Below are 19,213 nucleotides of genomic sequence, written 5' to 3'. Positions count from 1 at the left end.
CATGTTAGATGATATTGAAGGGTATGATCAAAATCCGCAAGCATTGGTACAAGCTGCATTCGAACGTGTCTCCAAGCTCGAGATGCATGACCTTTCATTTCTTCATCCTAGTATGTGTATTTATGCGAGTGAGTTTACGTTATTTGAAAATCAGTGGGTAGGCGTGGTTGTGACGCCGTGGATGCTGAGTGCCATTATTCTACCCGGCATTAATCAATATTGGCCGCATCGAACTATAGGCGACAAAATCGGGCTGAAACTGCCTTATGGTGAGATGACTTATACCGTAGGTGAATTAGATGAGCTGACTCAATACCTTGCTTGCTCCTTGATGTCTCCACTCGATAGAACATTAAGTCGCGAGCAAGGGCAGCAATTAGCGGATGATTGCTTACGTATTTTATTGTCATTACCTATTGTTGATCCCAATGTTCCTAGATCACCAGAGCGGCGGGCGTTATTTACTCGCCATCTAGGGGGGAAAGATGCATGAAGTGTCTTTATGTCAAAGTGCAATAGAAATTATTGAAGAGCAAGTCAAACTCTATGCTGTCAATAAAGTGACGGCGGTCTGGCTAGCTATTGGCTCGCTTTCTTGTGTTGAGGAAAGCACTTTTCGTTTTTGTTTTGAAATTGCTTGTCAGGGAACTGTTGCGCAAGGATGCCAATTACACATTGCTTATCAGCCAGCAAAAGCGTGGTGCTGGGATTGTAGCGAAGCGATTGAAGTGAGTGAATATCATTCAACTTGCCCTAAATGTCATGGGTTAAATCTTAAGGTTGAAGGTGGTGATCATTTAAAAATCAAGGAATTAGAAGTTGAATGATTTTTTCATCAATAGAGCATCTAAATAAGTCGAATTAATCATAATTATCATGACTGACTTTGAGGTGCATCAACCCATTTTTTTGATTATTTATTAAAATAATTTATAGAACCTGTCGTCGGGAGTGAAACTTATGTGTAGTACTTGTGGATGTGGAGAAGGCGAACGTCAAATAGAAGGTGATGATCATCATCATTCGCACGATCATGAACATCACGACCATGGGCATCATCATGGCCACGACCATCATCACCATAGTCACGATGATGGTCACGATCACCATCATGCCCATCATCATAGTGATCACGGGCATGATCAGCAGCAAGGTCAAACCGTCATTGTTCATAATCATTACTACCATCAAGGTGATGTGCATAATCATTATCACCAATATGGCTCATCTTTGATTAATGATGAAAAAATAAAAAAGCAGAAACATAAGCACAAGCATAAACACAAACACGTTTACGCCGTACCAGACAATAATTTCCAGCCTACAGGTGAGCATCATGACTTAGATTATGGTCAAGGTGAAGCAGGAACTCATGCACCCGGTATTAGCCAAAAACGTATGCTGCAAATTGAAATGGATGTGTTAGGTAAAAATAACCATCTTGCTGAACATAACCGCGAAGAATTTAATGAAAAAAATATCTTAGCGCTGAATTTTGTTTCCAGCCCAGGCTCCGGTAAAACAACACTCTTAACTGAAACATTGTTACGTTTACGTGAAAAAATCAATTGTGCTGTGATTGAAGGTGATCAACAAACAACGAATGATGCGCAGCGAATTCGTGAAACAGGTGTACCTGCAATTCAAGTCAATACTGGCAAAGGTTGCCATTTAGATGCGCAGATGATCCATGATGCAATGGAACGTTTAGGATTAGAAAACAATAGTTTACTGTTTATTGAAAATGTGGGCAATTTGGTATGCCCTGCAAGTTTTGATTTAGGCGAACGCCATAAAGTTGCTATTTTATCTGTCACTGAAGGGGAAGATAAACCGATTAAATATCCGCATATGTTTGCGGCGTCGGATATTATGATTTTAAACAAAATCGATTTGCTCCCTTATTTGCAATTTGACGTCGAAGCATGCATTTCTTATGCAAAACGCGTTAATCCTGATATTAAAGTTATTCAAGTTTCAGCTACAAGTGGTGAAGGTATGGATACATGGCTTACTTGGCTTGAGGCACAGCTATGTGCTTAGGTATTCCGGGAAAAATTGTTGCTGTTGGTGAAGACATTCACCAATTAGCACAAGTTGATGTCTGCGGTGTTAAGCGGGATATTAATATTGGGCTAATCTGTGAAGGTGACACAGCGGAATTATTAGGTCAATGGGTACTTGTTCATGTTGGTTTTGCAATGAGTATCATCAATGAAGAAGAGGCCCAGTCTACACTTGATGCGCTGATGTCTATGAGCCAGTTGGAAGAGCAAGTCAGTGATTTTAGTGGGTTAAATTCAGGAGCGACAGATGCTGTATGTCGATGAATTTCGTGACCCAGCTTTAGCGAAAGTTTTACTCAATCATATTCGCCAGCGGATCGCTTTAATCCCTAGAGCAAAACAACGCCCATTACAATTTATGGAAGTTTGCGGTGGGCACACTCATGCAATTTTCAAGTTTGGTATTGACCAACTTTTACCACCCGAAATTGAGTTTGTGCATGGGCCTGGTTGTCCCGTTTGTGTGCTCCCAATGGGGCGCATTGATGGTTGCATTGAAATTGCAGAAAGACCTGAAGTCATTTTTTGTACTTATGGTGATGCGATGCGTGTTCCGGGTAAAAACGGTTCATTGCTTGATGCTAAACGCCGAGGCGCAGATGTTCGCATCGTTTATTCACCTTTGGACGCTTTGACGTTAGCAGAACAAAATCCGGACAGAGAAGTGGTTTTCTTTGGGCTTGGTTTTGAAACAACCATGCCAAGTACGGCATTAACCTTACAGCAAGCGCGTTTGCGCCACTTAAACAATTTCACGGTATTTTGCCAACATATTACCATTATTCCAACGCTTCGTAGCTTATTAGAGCAGCCTGATGTGCGAATTGATGGCTTTTTAGCACCAGGCCATGTCAGCATGGTCATTGGTTCTTATCCTTATCGTTTCATTACTGATGAATTCAATAAACCCTTAGTTGTGACGGGTTTTGAGCCACTTGATATTTTGCAATCTATTGCCATGTTGGTTGATCAAATAGCTGAAAGACGTTGTATTGTTGAAAACCAATATAAACGTATTGTCGCAGATGGTGGCAATCTTTTAGCAATGAAAGCATTAGATGAAGTCTTTGAATTAAAGGCAAGCAGTGAATGGCGCGGGCTTGGTGAAATTGCTGATTCAGGTGTTCAACTTACTAATGATTATAAATCGTTTGATGCTGAGTTGCGTTTTAATGTGCAACCTCATCAAGTTTCTGATGATCCACAAGCCCGTTGCGGTGATGTTTTAACTGGCCGCTGTAAGCCAAGTCAGTGCCCATTATTTGGTCAGCGTTGTACGCCACAAACAGCATTTGGCGCGTTGATGGTCTCTTCTGAAGGCGCTTGTGCTGCTTATTATCAATATCGCCGGGAGGCATAAATGAGTTCTCATGCTAATGATGTTGTCACAATGGCACATGGTAGTGGCGGGCAAGCAATGCAGCAGTTAATTGAGCAACTATTTTTGCAGGCTTTTGCTAACCAAGCACTCAATGAACGAGAAGATCAAGCTCGGCTATCCTTAGCAGAATTAACAACATTAGGTGATCAACTCGCTTTTAGCACGGATAGCTATGTGATTGATCCACTTTTCTTTCCGGGGGGAAATATTGGTAAATTAGCGGTTTGCGGTACAGTAAATGATGTTGCTGTGAGTGGCGCAATTCCCAAATATCTTTCTTGCGGGTTTATTTTGGAAGAAGGATTTGAGTTAGCTAAGTTACAAACTATTGTTGAATCAATGGCAGCAACAGCTTCCGCTGCTGGCGTTGAAATCGTGACGGGTGATACCAAAGTTGTTCAACGTGGTGCGGCGGATAAAATTTTTATCAACACGGCAGGTATTGGTGTGATCCCAACTCATATTCATTGGGGGGCACAGCAAATTCAACCTGAGGATAAAGTGATTGTCAGTGGAACATTAGGCGATCACGGTGCCACTATTTTAAATCTTCGAGAACAACTAGGGCTTGAAGCTGAATTGAGTAGTGACTGTGCTGTACTCACGCCTTTGATTGCCCCATTACGTGAAATTGCTGGTGTACGAGCATTACGAGATGCAACGCGTGGCGGAGTAACGGCAATATTGCATGAGTTTGCTCAAGCAAGCGGCTGTGGAATTTCAGTGAATGAGGCTGATTTACCCGTTTCTTCTGCTGTGCGAGGCGTTTGCGAATTATTAGGTTTAGAACCGCTTAATTTTGCCAATGAAGGTAAATTAGTCATTGTGGTTAAACCAGAAGCCGAAGAGCAGGTATTGGCTGCATTACATCAACATCCTCTTGGCATGAATGCCAAAACAATTGGCAGCGTCACAAAGAATAAGCAAGTGAAGCTTGTTGGGATTTTTGGAACATCGCGGTTATTAGATTTCCCGCATAGCGAGCCATTGCCGCGTATTTGCTAATTTTTTACTTTAGCTAAGATAATAACTTCTCTTCTATATTCGCAATGAAATTAACTCACTGAAGATGAACACAATATCTTCAGTGATCCCTCAATTAACCGCTTTTCGACACTTTTGACGAATCCTTCGATTTTATCGTCATAAAACGCATGGGTATAAATAGTAATTAATTGATAAATAATAAAATAATTAATTTTTGTCATGCTGTGAAAACTGGCATAAACCCTGCATTAATAAGGAGGATAAGGCGGCATTGCCGCTAAATGAAAACATAGGAGCAATGTTGATGGAAAAAGTCATCACAGTCTGCCCGTATTGTGCCTCAGGTTGCAAAATCTACTTGAAGGTTGAAAACGGGAAGATCATTGGTGCGGAAGGTGCTGATGGTCATACCAATGAAGGGGAGTTATGCCTGAAAGGTTATTACGGGTGGGACTTCATTCATGATACAAAAATTCTAACACCACGTTTAAAAAATCCAATGATCCGCCGCCAACGAGGTGGCAAATTAGAGGTTGTTTCTTGGGAAGAAGCGATTGAATTTGCTAGCTCTCGCCTATTAGCGATTAAAGAAAAATATGGTCCAAAGGCTATCATGACGACCGGGTCTTCACGTGGTCCCGGTAATGAAGCTAACTTCGTTATGCAAAAATTTGTTCGTGCTGCTGTCGGTAGTAACAATATCGACTGCTGTGCGCGTGTCTGACACGGCCCTTCGGTTGCAGGTCTGCAGCGTTCGGTCGGTAATGGCGCAATGAGTAACTCAATTGTTGAAATTGAGGATACTAAATGTATTTTTGTCTTCGGTTATAATGCCGCAGACTCACATCCTATTGTTGCTCGCCGTATTTTAAGAGCCAAAGAAAAGGGCGCACAGATTATTGTTTGTGACCCCCGTTATATTGAAACAGCACGTATTGCCGATATTCATTTACCTTTAAAGAACGGTTCTAATATTGCGCTATTGAATGCATTGGCGTATGTCATTATTGAAGAAAATCTGTATGACAAATCTTTTGTTGAAGAACACACTGAAAAATTCGATGAATATTGTGCATTAGTGGCACCTTATACACCTGAATCTGTCGAGGAAATAACCGGAATTAAAGCTGAAGATATCCGTAATACAGCGCGTATGTATGCGAATGCTGAAACAGCAACAATTCTGTGGGGAATGGGGGTTACTCAGTTTTATCAAGGGGTTGAAACCGTCCAATCACTGACAAGTCTTGCTTTATTAACTGGTAATTTAGGTAAGGCTAATGTTGGTGTAGGTCCTGTACGTGGTCAAAATAACGTACAAGGTGCTTGTGATATGGGGGCGCTACCTAACACATTACCGGGTTATCAATACGTTAATGATAAAGAAGCATTGGCGAAATTTGCTGAATTTTGGGGCATTGAAAAGATGCCAGAGGAAAATGGTATTCCGCTTAGTGAAGTTCCTCACTTTATCGATGAAGGTGTATTAAAAGCGCACTATGTCATGGGGGAAGATCCACTACAAACTGAGCCTGATCTTGCCACTATTCGTCGGACTTTCGACAAGTTAGAGCTATTGATTGTTCAAGATATCTTTATGACAAAAACCGCCGCTATTGCGGATGTTATTTTCCCTGCCACATCATGGGGTGAACATGAAGGTGTTTATACATCGGCTGACCGTGGTTTCCAACGTTTTTATAAAGCAGTAGAACCTGTTGGTGATGTAAAAACTGACTGGCAAATCATTAGCTTGATGTCCACGGCGATGGACTACCCGATGCATTACAACAACACCAAAGAGATTTGGGATGAGCTTCGTGAACTTTGTCCTCTCTATTATGGCGCGACATACGAAAAAATGGCAGATCTTGCTTATATTCAATGGCCGTGTCGTACTTTGGAAAGTGAAGGAACAGAATACCTTTATGAAGGTGGTCAATTTGATACACCAAATGGTAAAGGGCAATTCTTTACTTGTGATTGGCGACCACCTATTGACCAAGTCAGTGCAGAATACCCAATGGTTCTTGCTACTGTACGTGAAGTTGGACACTACTCATGTCGTTCAATGACGGGTAACTGTAAGGCATTGGCTGCCTTAGCGGATGAACCTGGCTTTATTCAAATTAATACCGAAGATGCAAAAGCACTGGGTATTAAAAATAAAGAACTCGTATGGGTTTGTTCACGACAAGGTAAGGTGATTACCCGAGCTAATATCAGTGACCGACCAAATAAAGGCGCTGTTTATATGACTTACCAATGGTGGATTGGGGCTTGTAATGAGTTAGTGGCTGAAAACCTCAGCCCAATAACGAAAACACCAGAATATAAATATTGTGCAGTGCGTGTCGAACCAATAGCAGATCAACCAAAAGCGGAACACTATGTTGTTCAAGAATATACGGCAATTAAACGTCGTTTACGCGAAGCAGCTGAAGGTGCTTAGAACTCAATGATTGGTTTGATTGTTATAGAAAAAGCTGATGGTTAAATAAATGCTCCCCAATAATTGAATAGTTAATTATTGGGGGCTTTTTTATATTAAGTTTAAGCTCTACTGGTAACTTAACTATATCACTCTTATTTTCTAAAATATTTATGGTTAATTTTAATGGAGAAACTAAAAATCATTTTTTCAAAATTTCATTTCTATTATTATTTATTATTGTAAACACCAAGTTTTCTGTATTCGCAACCAACAGAATAAGTATCCAGTAAAACTAAAATAAATCTTGGACTGAAATACCTAAACGTTGCATTCGAGATAATAGTGTTGTTCGTTTTAGCCCTAAACGTGTTGCAGCCCCTCTTGCTCCAGCAACAACACCATTTGTCTCTTTTAATGCGGCAATAATTCTATCTCTTTCATCATCATCACTTTCAGGTGGCTTTGTTTGCATATGCTTTTCAATTGAACTTGGTGTGGCTAATGCTTTTTTAAGTCGAGAAGGTTTGGGAATATTTAACTCATGTAATTGTATATTCAATGTATTGCCTCGAGTTAAAATAACCGCACGTTCAATCACATTTTCGAGCTCTCTAACATTGCCCGGCCAAGGATAAAGTGTTAATTGTTCAAGTGCATCGCGAGGAATACAATCAATTTTCCGATTCATTCTTTGGGCAATCTTTTGAGTAAAGTAAGTTGCCAATAATGGAATATCTTCAGTCCGTTCGCGTAATGCGGGAATATAAATAGGGAATACATTTAAACGATAATAAAGATCTTCACGAAACTCTCGATCATCTGTCATTAATTTTAAGTTACGATTAGTTGCAGCAATAAGTCTAACATCGACAGGAATAACTTTATTGCCACCAATTCGTTCAATTTCTCTTTCTTGCAAAACTCGCAATAATTTAGGTTGCAGTTCTAATGGCATATCACCTATTTCATCAAGAAATAGAGTGCTTTTATCTGCCATTTCAAAACGGCCAATATGTGTTGTTGTTGCGCCTGTAAATGCCCCTTTATCATGACCAAATAAATCACTTTCGAGTAATCCAGAAGGAACGGCAGCACAATTCATTTTGATCATGGCGCGATTATGGCGATCACTCAATCGATGAACAGCGCGAGCTATCAGCTCTTTCCCTGTTCCTGTTTCGCCTAAAATTAATACTGTACTATCACTTGTTGCGACTAAATCCACTTGTTCTAACACATTACGCATTGCTTCGCTTTGATAGATAATATCACTGAAGCTATCCATTTTGTGGATCTGTTCATTTAGCCATAAATTCTCATTTTTCAGGCTATCTTTTAGGCGGGTGATTTCACCGTAAGCTGCGGCATTGTCTACAGCGATTGCAAATCTGGCAGCGATTTGTTTAAGTAAATTGTTATTATCATCGGTGAAAATATGATCATCTTCGTGCGAGAGGATTAAAACACCAAGTGGTTTATGATTAAATGCTAAAGGCAATAACAGTGTTTCCGTCATACCTTGAGTACAAACATGCTGATAAAGAGGATCCTCAGTTTTAGGATCGAGTGTTAATCGCATTGGAATATTATTCTCAAGAACTTGAACTAAATCTGGGTGTAATTCATTTAAATGATATTGTGTTTTTTCAACAGACTTTGAATGAGAATAATAACTAGAATAACAACGATAAACAGCAGAACTATAATTATCACATAACGCAACGCTTATTTGGCTAATACCAAAAAAACGATATATTTCACGCGAAACTTCAGCAACTAATCCATCCATTTCTAAATGAGATAATACGGAGTTAGTGATATCCACCAATATTCTATATTGGTCTCGTTCATGCTGTATATGTTGGTTGTCTTCAGGCGTGCCCACTCAAAACCCCTTATAATTCATAATGCAGCTAATACCCGCAGGCTTGAGTTGATGACACTGTTTTTTATATGTTTAGAACACGTTAAAGCAAATGTTCTATTTTTGCTGACATGCAACTCAAATAAATTAGCGGATAGATACGCTTTAAATTATTTCCAATGTAAAATAGCTTAAAATATTTTTTGATTTATCTTTTATAAATAAAACTGCCTAATAGTTATATTGTAATAGGTCTGCGGAAAAAAAATATCACAGTCTGATTTAAGTTTGATCCAATCCCCTATTTTGATAGCAACAAAATAGGTAATATAAATATTTATATAGCGATATTATTGTTTATCGTCAAAAATGTCGATGAAGATGACGAATATTCCGATTAAGCAACCTCAACATAATAATTTTATTATTAATCTACTGATTTAGCTGAATTTAAATAAATTATTAATTTGGCACGATCCATGCTTATTCCTATTTATACTTATTCATAGGTGGCTACTCGTCATTATTTAGATGTAGCACCATTTTGTATCAATCAGGAGAGTTCGATGAACAAATTCATCATTGCGGACCCCAAAAAATGCATTGGCTGTCATACTTGTGAAGTGGCGTGTGTTGTTTCTCATCAAAAACAAGAAACGGGTATTGAAACTGTGGTCAAGGATGAATTTTTCCCACGTATCCATGTATTAAAAGGCTATAGCGTAAGTACGGCTGTTGTATGCCGTCAATGTGAAGATGCACCGTGCGCGAATGTTTGTCCTAATGGGGCAATCAGTAGAAAATATGATTTTGTTTATGTTGATCAATCTAAATGTATTGGTTGTAAAACCTGCGTTATTGCTTGTCCTTACGGTACGATGGAGGTGGTGAGTCGTTTGGTTACACAAAAAGTGACAGCACTGAATACAGTTGCACAATATAGAGCGGAAGCTCATAAGTGCGATTTATGCCATACACGAGAAGGGGGGCCTGCTTGTGTAGAAGTCTGCCCAACAGAAGCATTGATTTTAGTCGATAGAAATAAAATTGATGAAATGGTGAAAGAACGTCGTCGTCGTGCTGCATTTGAAATACCGAATGATTTGATATTTTAAGGATTTTACTATGCATGAAGTTGCTTTATGCCAAAGTGCTTTCGACATTATCGAACAACATGCAAAACGAAATCATGCGCGGCGTGTCACTGCGGTTTGGTTAGAGTTAAGCTCAGTTTCTTGTATCGAAGAATCAGCATTACATTTTTGTTTCGATATTATTTGCCGTGATACTTTAGCAGCAGGGGCAACGTTACATATCATGACTATCCCTGCTAAGGCATGGTGCCGTGATTGCCTAAATAGTGTTACCGTCACAGGATTTGCGACAAGCTGCCCTTTATGTGGTAGCCAAAATATTCAAGTCGAGAGCAGTGACGCCATGCAGGTGAAACAAATTGAAGTTGAATAAGCCGTATAGATGACTTGTTAAGTCAGGAGTTTGTTATGTGTTTAGGTATTCCCGGTAAAATTGTTGCAGTAGGGGATTCCCCGATGGAAAATGCGCAAATTGACGTTTGTGGTGTTAAACGAGATGTGAATATTGCTTTAGTGTGTGAAGGCGATCCATTGGATATGTTGGGTAAATGGGTGCTCGTTCATGTCGGATTTGCGATGAGTATCATTGATGAACAGGAAGCAAAAGATACACTAGAAGCACTGATGGCAATGGAAAGTGTTGAAGATGATGTCTCTTATTTTCTATACGGCAAGGGTTAAAAAAAGAGACCGCGATAGCGACAAAAAGTGAAGTTATCGCGGCTTTATCATTTGCAAAATGAGACGTTATTCGCCATCAAGACGTTATTCACCATCAAGTAGTGTAAATCCACCTAATCCTTCCCAATTGGGCAGTGCTGAATAAACTTGATGTACTGCGGTAATCACTTTTTCATTCATTGGCATATAAAATCCAACTAAATCAGGTTGAATACCAAGAAAAATAATCTCATCAATATCTTCTTTTAATTGATCTATCAAAAAGTTCAATGGGAGATTATGTGTGCTCATTATGAACATTTCAGCAATATCATCTGGGTCAATAATTCGAATTTCACCGGGCGCAAGGCAGATATCCGCGGCATCTACGATTAATAAACGTTGTGGTGATAATGCTCTAATTTGATGAACTGCATTTTCAGGACTGCTTCCACCATTGATAGCAATCCAGCCATCAATGGGATTTTTTTCCATTAAATCAAATAACATCGGTCCCGCACCATCATCTCCCATCATACTATTACCTACAGCAAGCATGAGATTCTGTACTGAACTTTCTTTCATGGGCGTCTCTTTACAATCAAATAAATGGCAGGCTCTCGCTCAATCTCACCTAATAAGCGGATCAATGTTTGGCTCCATTCACAATAAGGTGAAGTGATATCGTTGGCGAATGGGTCAAGTGCAAGTGCTAGCATATTGGTATGTGTTGAGTCGATTGTGATTTCACCAAAAGTTATCAAACCTTGTAATTTGCGCCGAGCCTCGCCTTCGGGCAATGCTTCGACCCAAGATTGATAACCGTTAAGTGGACAGATTAATTCAGTATTCAAGCAATCAATCATACCGACGTGGTGCCCAATAGCGAGTGAGTAATACATGACTTGTTGCGCATCTTCAGGAATATCATCATCGCTATCGACAAACTTTTGGCGTAGTGACCAAAAGATGACTTTACTTTCTGGTTTTTCAGTCATTAGTGCCTCCTTGAGCCAGCACATTGACGAGACGATTGACAATATCACGCAGACGCGGATCTTGTTCTTCATGTAGCCAATTGTGCATTAAACCCTGAACTTGATTAGGAGAAGCACCTTCGAGCAGTGATAAAAATTTGTCACTAATTTCACGACCTTGATAATAACCCGCTAAGCGGCGAGCTTCGCGCTCAATCATGACGCGTGTTGCTAATGGTACTGATGGTAGGAGTAACTGAACTTTCTCATCATCAGTTTCTTGGTGATCTTGGGCTTTTAGTTTTTGGTTTAGTAACCCCAAAGCAACAGCAAAGCCATAAATGGTTGCGGCTGGTGTTGGAGGGCAACCGGGGATCCATACATCAATTGGAACAATATGTTCACTCCCGCCCCAAACGCAGTAAAGGTCGTGGAAAATGCCACCACCACAACCGCATGCACCATATGAAATACAAATTTTAGGATCAGGTGCAGATTCATAAGCGCGTAAGGCTGGCATTCGCATTGCACGGGTGACAGCACCTGTAAATAATAAAATATCAGCATGCCGTGGTGAGGCGACAACCTTGATCCCAAAACGTTCCGCATCAAATACCGGCGTGATTGCAGAGAAAATTTCGATTTCACAGCCGTTACATCCACCGCAGTCGACACGATAAACATAAGCAGAACGTTTGATATCTTTGAGCAATGTGCTCTTTAATTTTTCCACTTGTTCATCAACTCGGATAGGTTGACTAACATAATGGTTAACTGGGATATCCGACAAATTCATCATTTTTCTCCCTCGGCATGTAAACGGAAGTTTCTACGCTCATTATTCAACAGGTTATTTTTCTGTTTACAAGATGGGCAAGTTTCATACATTGGTCGCAATGCTTCAATGCTGCTTTCTTCAACACCTGATGCAACCATGAGTGCCATCGCATACTCTACCGATTTTTTAGGCGCAAAAGCTTCATGACATTGGCGGCAATACTGTAAGCGGAAAGTACTTTTGATATATAAATCGTCTTTATTTAAGACAGCTGTTTCAAAATCCTCGCTTAGATGGATAGCTCGAGTTGGGCAAACTTCTTCACAGCGTGCACAATAAATACAACGACCAATAAAAAGTTGCCAGCGGCGTTCACCACTACTTAAATCTGTTTCCATGGTCAACGCATTGGCTGGACAGGCAGAAATACAAGCTCCACAAGCAATACATTGCAGAGGATCATATTCAGGTTTACCACGAAATCCATGTGCGACTTCTAATGGTTTAAATGGATATTTAACCGTTGCTGTTCCTGCTTCGCGGAGGGTTTTAAATAATTTGAACATTGTTTTCCCTCCAACTATTTCATCAGGGATTGTTTACGTTCGATGCCATATTGTTCGAACTCTTTATAAGCCACTGTTTTCGCTTTGCGTTTTTTTACATCAACTAATGTGACGCGGTCTGTACAGGAATAACAAGGGTCTAGGCTACCAATAATAAGAGGTGCATCTGAAACCGTATTTCCTTGTAACATATAACGTAATACAGGCCAGTTGGCATAAGTGGCAGCGCGGCAGCGCCAGCGATATAGTTTTTGATTATCGCCTAACATGCTCCAGTGAACATCTTCTCCGCGAGGCGCTTCGGTATAGCCCAGAGCAAATTTATACGGCTGATATGTAAAACCTTCTGTTAAGATAGGGCCTTCAGGCATATTATCCAGTGCATATTCAATCATTGATAGAGAATCAAAGACTTCTTTAACTCGCACCATGACGCGTGAATAGACATCGCAGCCATCCATTGTAAATAACGTTTTGGGTAAATTTGCATAATCGGCAAAAGGGTGATCGAAACGGACATCACGTTTAAAACCGCTTGCGCGGATCATAGGACCAACAGGACTATAATCACGGGCAATTTGGGGATCTAAAATTCCCACACCAACGGTTCTTTGTTCCATATTTGGCGTGCTTAGGAGTATATCGACAAGTAATGAAAGGTCTTGACGCATTTCACGAACTAATTGAATTGTTTTTACTCTTTGATCTTTTAAGAAATCGCGACGTACACCGCCAATTAAGTTTGTTCCGTATGTTTTACGCGCCCCAGTTAATAATTCAGCCATTGTCATTGATTTTTCACGGACACGGAAAAACTGCATAAACCCAGTATCAAAGCCCGTAAAGTGACTTGCTAAACCAATATTTAAGAGGTGACTGTGCAGACGCTCAACTTCTAATAATACGCTGCGAATCGTATTTGCGCGTTGAGGAACATAAATACCTAACGCATTTTCGACGGATGTGGTGTAAGCGACACTGTGAGTGAAACCACAAATACCACAAACACGGTCGGATAAAAAAGTGACTTCATTATATCCCATACGGGTTTCAGCTAACTTTTCCATTCCTCGATGGACATAAAACATCCGATAATCAGCATCAACAATACGTTCACCGTCTACAAATAAGCGAAAGTGTCCTGGTTCATCTGAGGTAATATGCAGTGGGCCGATAGGAACAACTCGACTTTGTGTTTTGCTATCGTTGATAAACTCGTAAGTTTCCTCATCTGTTGTTGGTGCAGGACGTTGGCGATAATCCATGGTGTCTTTGCGAAGTGGGTAGAGATCGTCCGGCCAGTCATCGGGAAGCACCAAGCGGCGTTCATCAGGTAGACCTACAGGTTGTAATCCATACATATCGCGAACTTCACGTTCGCCCCAAACCGCAGCAGGCACTCTCGGCGTAACAGATGGAAATTCTTGGGTAATTGGGCTAACAAATGCTTTTACTGTAATCCAACATTTTTCGCCTTCTTCCATTGATAATGCATAATAAACAGCAAATTGGCCATTTAAAGGTCGTTCATCATTTCCCCATAATACAGGTAGCCAACCACCACAGCCGTAGTATAGAAATTCAACAACATCTGGCAGCCTTTCTGTTTTAATTGTAATGGTAACTTGGTTCGCTGTTTGCCATTCCTCTTCCAATATTGTGTGAGGAAATTTTTCGCGGACCTGTGCCAGATAACCTGTACCTTTGCGAACGCCCTGAAGGGTATCTGTATAATTCTGATAGCTCACGTTATTTCTCCTGCAACGAGGTAGAGGATGCGTTAACACCCCACGGCCAATGGTAATTTATGGTAGTGAATTCTGAATTTGGTAATGTGCTGTCTTTTAAAACAATGGTGGCGGCATTTTCCAATAACTGGCTAACCGGTTGCGGAATATGAGTTCCCATTACTAGCATTAAGACAATTAAGATAGCCATGGGGAATGTCGTCAAGAGACCTAATTCACCACGTGAAACGCAGTCAGGTGGTGTACCGAAAAGAGTTTTCGAAACCATTCTAACAAGTCCGGCAAGTACAATGGTGATAAGGATCAAAACCAGAAGGGTTAACCAAAAATGATGAGTTGCTATACCAGCAACAACAATCATAAATTCACTTAAGAAGATATTAAAGGGTGGCATTCCACCTAAAGCTAAGGCGCCACCTGCAAAGACAACCGCAGTAAACGGCATTACACGCAACATTCCTTTAATGACATTAATGTCACGAGTGCCATATTTGAGTAATACATTACCGGAACCACAAAAGAGAAGTGTTTTACCCAAACTATGGTTTAGTGTATGTAATAAGGCAGCAAGAATACCTAATGGTCTCCCAATGCCTAATGCCACCGCAATCAATCCCATATTTTCAACACTGGAATAAGCAAGTAAACGTTTCATATCTCGTTGAATTAAGATAAAGAAAGCGGCAACAGCAACAGACAGTAGACCAAATACTAGCAATAGCGTTTGGGTAAATTCATCGCCAATTGCAGAAGTGACAATAATGTAATAGCGAATAATAATGAGTAGTGCACAGTTGAGTAAGACAGCTGAAAGCAGCGCTGATGTTGGACTAGGTGCTTCACTGTGAGCATCTGGTAGCCAAGCATGCATTGGGAAAAGCCCCGTTTTAGTACCAAAACCAATTAATACGAAAACAAAGGCTAAATGCATTAAGGTAGGATCAAGCAGTGAGGTATATTTCAAAACTTCAGTCCAGAAAATAGCTAACTCTGGATCTGGCATCACATTGACAGCATTAGCATAAACTAAAATTGTGCCGAATAAACCAAATGCCACACCTACACTACAGATGATGATATATTTCCAAGCCGCTTCTAAAGAGGAGCGCTGACCATATAATCCGACAAGAAAAGCAGAACTCAGCGTTGTTGCTTCGACAGCTGCCCACATCAAAATTAGGTTATTGCTGGTGATCACCAGTAACATGGTGAATAAAAATAAGTGAAAGAAACCATAATAATGACAGAGTGTTCCAACACTAATTTCACCCTCAGCGACTTCATGATTCATATAGCCGATTGAGTAAAGACCTGTTAGGAAGCCAACAATACCGAGTATAGCTAAAAATAACCCAGCTAAACTATCTAGGTGTATCCAGCGTTCGGCCATTAAAAGGTCACCAACATCCAATATTGTGTTAACCATCCATAGTGATAACACGAGTAATAAAATAATCCCGACTGAATGAACAATAGTGACGGCTAATTTCGCTCCACTACCTAATAGGCGGCAAGCAAAAGCCAATAATGAAATCACCAGTGGTGTGGCCATTAATAATATTAATAACATAGATTGACTCATCACATCACCCCTTCAGCGCGGTCAATTGATCCACGTTCAGTGTGTTGAGCGTGCGATAGATTTTACGTGCCAGTACCGCCATGATGATCACCGCAAAGATAGCATCGGTCGCGATACCTATTTCGACGAGCTCCGGTGCTTTATAGGCTAGCAATGCTAATGTTAGGTGCGAGCCATTTTCCATTAAGCAGTAACCAAACGCCTGTTTGAGAATATTTCTTTGTGTCACGATACACAGCAGCCCTAACATGAAGTGACCTAAAGAAACGGCTAAAGCAGGTTTTAAATCAGTCGCTAATGGTAATTTTATCGGCTCAACCACAAACCAGCACAGCACCACGATAATTGCAGCTGCTAACATCAACCAGATTGGTGTAATAATGCCGCCATTTGCTGTGGGGTCGGATAATTTGCGAAATGCATAGCCCATAATCAGTGGGACTAAAATGACTTTTGTCGCAAAAGCTGTTCCCGCCCACATTGCCAGTTCAGGTGCATTTAACATCTGAGAAAGTGTGGCGAAAATCGCAACAAGCACTAAAGATTGAAGTGCATAGCACCAACACGACGCTACCGGGCGCTTTGCGCCGATAACGAGTAGCGAGGTGACCATCATCAGCCCCGCAAGATTATTAACAATCATTGAACCAGTCATACCTTCTCCCCTTAATTGAGCCAGATGACGGCAATAACGCTAGAACAGAAGGACATGATAATCAGTAAGCCGATAACCCACTGCATAGCCCATGGAACAGCACTACCGTTTGCAACCTCTTCACTTGGTTCTCCTGGAACGACTTTTCCGAACCAGTAAAGCAACCAAGCAAAGCTTGCTACTGACTCAATCAGCACCAGAATCATAATGGGTGTTAAGATCCAAAAGTGTTCTGATAAGGCGAAGCCAGCGGCAAAGATAGGAAATTTACTAAAGAAACCATTAAGTGGTGGAACACCTGCAATCGCAAGAGCGGCCACACAGAACCCGACACCAAGTAACGGGTAACGTTTTGCTAAACCTTTTAAACGTGGCAGCATACGCGTTCCACAGCTATAGCTCAGTGCACCCGCCACTAAGAAGAATAGGCTTTTCGCGAAGGCATGGTTAAAGATATAAGCGACACCACCATCAAAGGCTTCTTTTGAACCGAAGATGGATAAAGACAAAGCAAGAAAGATATAAGCTAATTGCGTAATCGTTGACCAAGATAAAAGCCGTTTCATATCTTTTTGCGGCAAGTACATCATGAAGCCGTAAACTAAAGTGATCACCGCCATCACGACGCCAATCCAACCGATAAGTTCTGGCACATGTGTTGAAGACATAATGCTGCGCGCGAAGATATATACGCCCACCTTAACCATTGATGCTGCGTGCAAATAAGCACTTACTGGTGTTGGTGCTTCCATTGCATCCGGCAACCAAGCTTGTAATGGTAATTGCGCTGACTTACCCCAAGCTGCGAATAAGATCCCACCAAAGACAATTAAACTTTGGGATTCATTCAATTGATTGATGGCGCTTAGCGCAAATGTGCCTGTATTGATAAATAAGGTTGCTGCGGCTAAATAAAGCCCCAAAGAGCCTATATGAGTAATGATTAGCGCTTTCATTGCTGAGCGCTGCGCTTTTTCTGTTTGGTAATAGCCAATTAATGCCCAAGAACAGCCACCTGTAATTTCAAAGAAGATTAGCTGTCCGAGGATTGTTGATGAGAGAACAACACCTGCCATTGCGCCGATAAAAATTAATAAGAAAGCATAATAACGGCGAGTTGCACCATGTGGATGCTCACGGTTACCCTTTGTCAGATATCCAGTTGAATACAGGCAAATTAAAAAACCGAGAAAAACCACAGCAAAGGCAATTAATGTACTTACACCATCAATAGTAAAACCAAATAAGGCGATATTTTCAGTTTTTACGAGTTCTAGCGTTGTCGCATTTTTACCACCATCAAGATATAACCAACCCAATGCAGCGGTACCAAGTGCGGCTAATAATGCAACAAAAGTACTTAACCATGGTGCTATACGTGTTGGTAAGACACTGACTAGCAACGCACCAATAAATGGAATGAGTAGCGTTGCTAGTGCAATATTTTCTAACATGCTCGTCGCTCCTTATAGACCGGTGAGATAAAACACGAATCCGAGTGCTGCGACACCGAATCCTAACCAAGTCACATGGTACGTCAGTAAGAAACGACCACGAGCCATACTATTTTCAACTAATGAAGCGAGAATGAAGACAATAAGTAATTTCAAGAGCAGCAGTAAAACCGCTAGCGCTAAACTACCAATTGTTAATTCACTGGCATTGCCAAATGGGAAGAAAATAGAGAGAAATAGCACTGCAACAATGACTTGTTTTAGACCTATTCCCCATTTAACTAAAGCTAAACCCGAACCGGAATATTCAGTTAATGGCCCTTCTTGTAACTCTTGCTCTGCTTCCGCAACATCAAATGGAATTTTTCCCATTTCGATAAAAGTCGCGAATCCGCAAGCAAGTAATGCAAGAAGTGTTGCTGTTGGTGAGACCCAACCTTCACTCATGACCGCACTGATCGTGCCAATGTTGGTAGAACCTGCAATCAATGCAACGACAAGCAAACCAAGAAATAAAATAGGTTCAACCAAAACACCTAATGTCAGCTCTCGGCTAGCACCAATACCGGCAAATGAACTTCCAGTATCTAAGCCCGATAAGGAGAAGAAAAAACGAAATAGAGCAAAGATATAAAGCACAATAATGAGATCAGATGCGCCATTAAATAATGGTGTGATAGTAAAAACAGGTAACGCCATTGCTAATAGCAACATACAGCCCAGCAAGACATAGGGCATGATACGAAAAACCATTCCAGAATCGCGAGGGGCGATAGATTGGCGTTTTAATAACTTGGTTATATCACGATAGTCTTGAAAAATATCAGCACCTTGGCGAGATTGCATTTTGGCGCGGATCTTACGTGATATACCAGTAAATAGCGGGGTTAATAGCAATAAAAATATAGCTTGAATTACAGCGAAGAACCCCGTCATCAATGTTGGTGTTTCTTGAATCGACATGGTT

The 19,213-nt window shown here is 40.8% G+C and carries 20 protein-coding genes; 10 read left to right on the top strand and 10 right to left on the bottom strand.

Annotated features, from left to right (window positions below; all coding sequences use genetic code 11):
- Position 1 precedes the first annotated feature (1 nt).
- The 7 genes from hybE (at position 2) to fdhF (ending at position 6,886) form a co-directional block, all read left to right on the top strand.
- The gene (gene hybE, locus OO7_RS14450) at positions 2-493 is read left to right on the top strand and encodes a hydrogenase-2 assembly chaperone (RefSeq protein ID WP_008916673.1); all 492 of its coding nucleotides are present in this window, start codon (positions 2-4) and stop codon (positions 491-493) included.
- Positions 486-827, top strand: a complete 342-nt coding sequence (hypA, locus tag OO7_RS14445) for a hydrogenase maturation nickel metallochaperone HypA (protein WP_008916672.1) — start codon at positions 486-488, stop codon at positions 825-827. Before hybE ends, hypA (OO7_RS14445) begins: the two co-directional genes overlap by 8 nt.
- 133 nt (positions 828-960) lie before the next feature.
- The gene (gene hypB / locus OO7_RS14440; protein ID WP_008916671.1) at positions 961-2,043 is read left to right on the top strand and encodes a hydrogenase nickel incorporation protein HypB; all 1,083 of its coding nucleotides are present in this window, start codon (positions 961-963) and stop codon (positions 2,041-2,043) included.
- Positions 2,034-2,330, top strand: a complete 297-nt coding sequence (gene hybG / locus OO7_RS14435; protein ID WP_008916670.1) for a hydrogenase maturation factor HybG — start codon at positions 2,034-2,036, stop codon at positions 2,328-2,330. The genes hypB and hybG (OO7_RS14435) overlap by 10 nt, the downstream gene beginning before the upstream one ends.
- Positions 2,314-3,426, top strand: a complete 1,113-nt coding sequence (gene hypD, locus OO7_RS14430; protein WP_008916669.1) for a hydrogenase formation protein HypD — start codon at positions 2,314-2,316, stop codon at positions 3,424-3,426. Before hybG (OO7_RS14435) ends, hypD begins: the two co-directional genes overlap by 17 nt.
- Entirely contained in the window at positions 3,427-4,452 is a 1,026-nt protein-coding gene (gene hypE / locus OO7_RS14425) for a hydrogenase expression/formation protein HypE (RefSeq protein ID WP_071524190.1), read from the top strand.
- Positions 4,453-4,738: 286 nt separating this feature from the next.
- Positions 4,739-6,886, top strand: a complete 2,148-nt coding sequence (gene fdhF, locus OO7_RS14415) for a formate dehydrogenase subunit alpha (RefSeq protein ID WP_083928990.1) — start codon at positions 4,739-4,741, stop codon at positions 6,884-6,886.
- Between the two features lie 274 nt (positions 6,887-7,160).
- Here fdhF and OO7_RS14410 read toward each other — a convergent pair whose 3' ends face one another.
- Positions 7,161-8,753: a sigma 54-interacting transcriptional regulator gene (locus tag OO7_RS14410; RefSeq protein WP_008916665.1), complete on the bottom strand. Its 1,593-nt coding sequence runs from the start codon at positions 8,751-8,753 to the stop codon at positions 7,161-7,163.
- A gap of 545 nt (positions 8,754-9,298) precedes the next feature.
- On the opposite strand from OO7_RS14410, the gene hydN reads away from it, so the two are divergent.
- From hydN to hybG (OO7_RS14395), 3 genes are read left to right on the top strand one after another with little or no spacing between them, the layout of a single operon-like run.
- On the top strand, positions 9,299-9,847 hold the full coding sequence (gene hydN / locus OO7_RS14405) for an electron transport protein HydN (protein ID WP_008916664.1): 549 nt from the start codon (positions 9,299-9,301) through the stop codon (positions 9,845-9,847).
- A gap of 10 nt (positions 9,848-9,857) precedes the next feature.
- Positions 9,858-10,199 (top strand): hydrogenase maturation nickel metallochaperone HypA, encoded by a 342-nt coding sequence (gene hypA / locus OO7_RS14400; RefSeq protein WP_008916663.1) that lies wholly within the window; start codon positions 9,858-9,860, stop codon positions 10,197-10,199.
- A 35-nt stretch (positions 10,200-10,234) separates the two neighbouring features.
- Entirely contained in the window at positions 10,235-10,507 is a 273-nt protein-coding gene (gene hybG / locus OO7_RS14395; RefSeq protein ID WP_008916662.1) for a hydrogenase maturation factor HybG, read from the top strand.
- Positions 10,508-10,591: 84 nt separating this feature from the next.
- Here hybG (OO7_RS14395) and hycI read toward each other — a convergent pair whose 3' ends face one another.
- Genes hycI through OO7_RS14350 form a run of 9 tightly spaced genes read right to left on the bottom strand, consistent with a single transcriptional unit; the run spans position 10,592 to position 19,209 of the window.
- Positions 10,592-11,071 (bottom strand): hydrogenase maturation peptidase HycI, encoded by a 480-nt coding sequence (gene hycI / locus OO7_RS14390; RefSeq protein ID WP_008916661.1) that lies wholly within the window; start codon positions 11,069-11,071, stop codon positions 10,592-10,594.
- Complete coding sequence (locus OO7_RS14385; protein ID WP_008916660.1) at positions 11,068-11,484, bottom strand: formate hydrogenlyase maturation HycH family protein; 417 nt, start codon at positions 11,482-11,484, stop codon at positions 11,068-11,070. Before OO7_RS14385 ends, hycI begins: the two co-directional genes overlap by 4 nt.
- Positions 11,477-12,259, bottom strand: a complete 783-nt coding sequence (locus OO7_RS14380) for an NADH-quinone oxidoreductase subunit B family protein (protein WP_008916659.1) — start codon at positions 12,257-12,259, stop codon at positions 11,477-11,479. Before OO7_RS14380 ends, OO7_RS14385 begins: the two co-directional genes overlap by 8 nt.
- Positions 12,259-12,807 carry a hydrogenase 4 subunit H gene (gene hyfH / locus OO7_RS14375; RefSeq protein ID WP_008916658.1) on the bottom strand — a complete coding sequence of 183 codons (549 nt, stop codon included), beginning with the start codon at positions 12,805-12,807 and terminating at the stop codon, positions 12,259-12,261. Before hyfH ends, OO7_RS14380 begins: the two co-directional genes overlap by 1 nt.
- 14 nt (positions 12,808-12,821) lie before the next feature.
- Entirely contained in the window at positions 12,822-14,555 is a 1,734-nt protein-coding gene (locus tag OO7_RS14370; protein WP_008916657.1) for a hydrogenase large subunit, read from the bottom strand.
- 1 nt (position 14,556) lies between these two features.
- Positions 14,557-16,137, bottom strand: a complete 1,581-nt coding sequence (locus OO7_RS14365; protein WP_008916656.1) for a hydrogenase 4 subunit F — start codon at positions 16,135-16,137, stop codon at positions 14,557-14,559.
- A 4-nt stretch (positions 16,138-16,141) separates the two neighbouring features.
- Complete coding sequence (hyfE, locus tag OO7_RS14360; protein ID WP_008916655.1) at positions 16,142-16,792, bottom strand: hydrogenase 4 membrane subunit; 651 nt, start codon at positions 16,790-16,792, stop codon at positions 16,142-16,144.
- An 11-nt stretch (positions 16,793-16,803) separates the two neighbouring features.
- Positions 16,804-18,246, bottom strand: coding sequence for a hydrogenase 4 subunit D (locus OO7_RS14355; protein ID WP_008916654.1), 1,443 nt, complete (start codon positions 18,244-18,246; stop codon positions 16,804-16,806).
- 12 nt (positions 18,247-18,258) lie between these two features.
- The gene (locus OO7_RS14350; protein ID WP_008916653.1) at positions 18,259-19,209 is read right to left on the bottom strand and encodes a respiratory chain complex I subunit 1 family protein; all 951 of its coding nucleotides are present in this window, start codon (positions 19,207-19,209) and stop codon (positions 18,259-18,261) included.
- Positions 19,210-19,213 lie beyond the last annotated feature (4 nt).

This window comes from Providencia sneebia DSM 19967, assembly GCF_000314895.2.
Lineage (GTDB): Bacteria > Pseudomonadota > Gammaproteobacteria > Enterobacterales > Enterobacteriaceae > Providencia > Providencia sneebia.
This window is presented reverse-complemented; position numbering and strand designations above follow the sequence as displayed.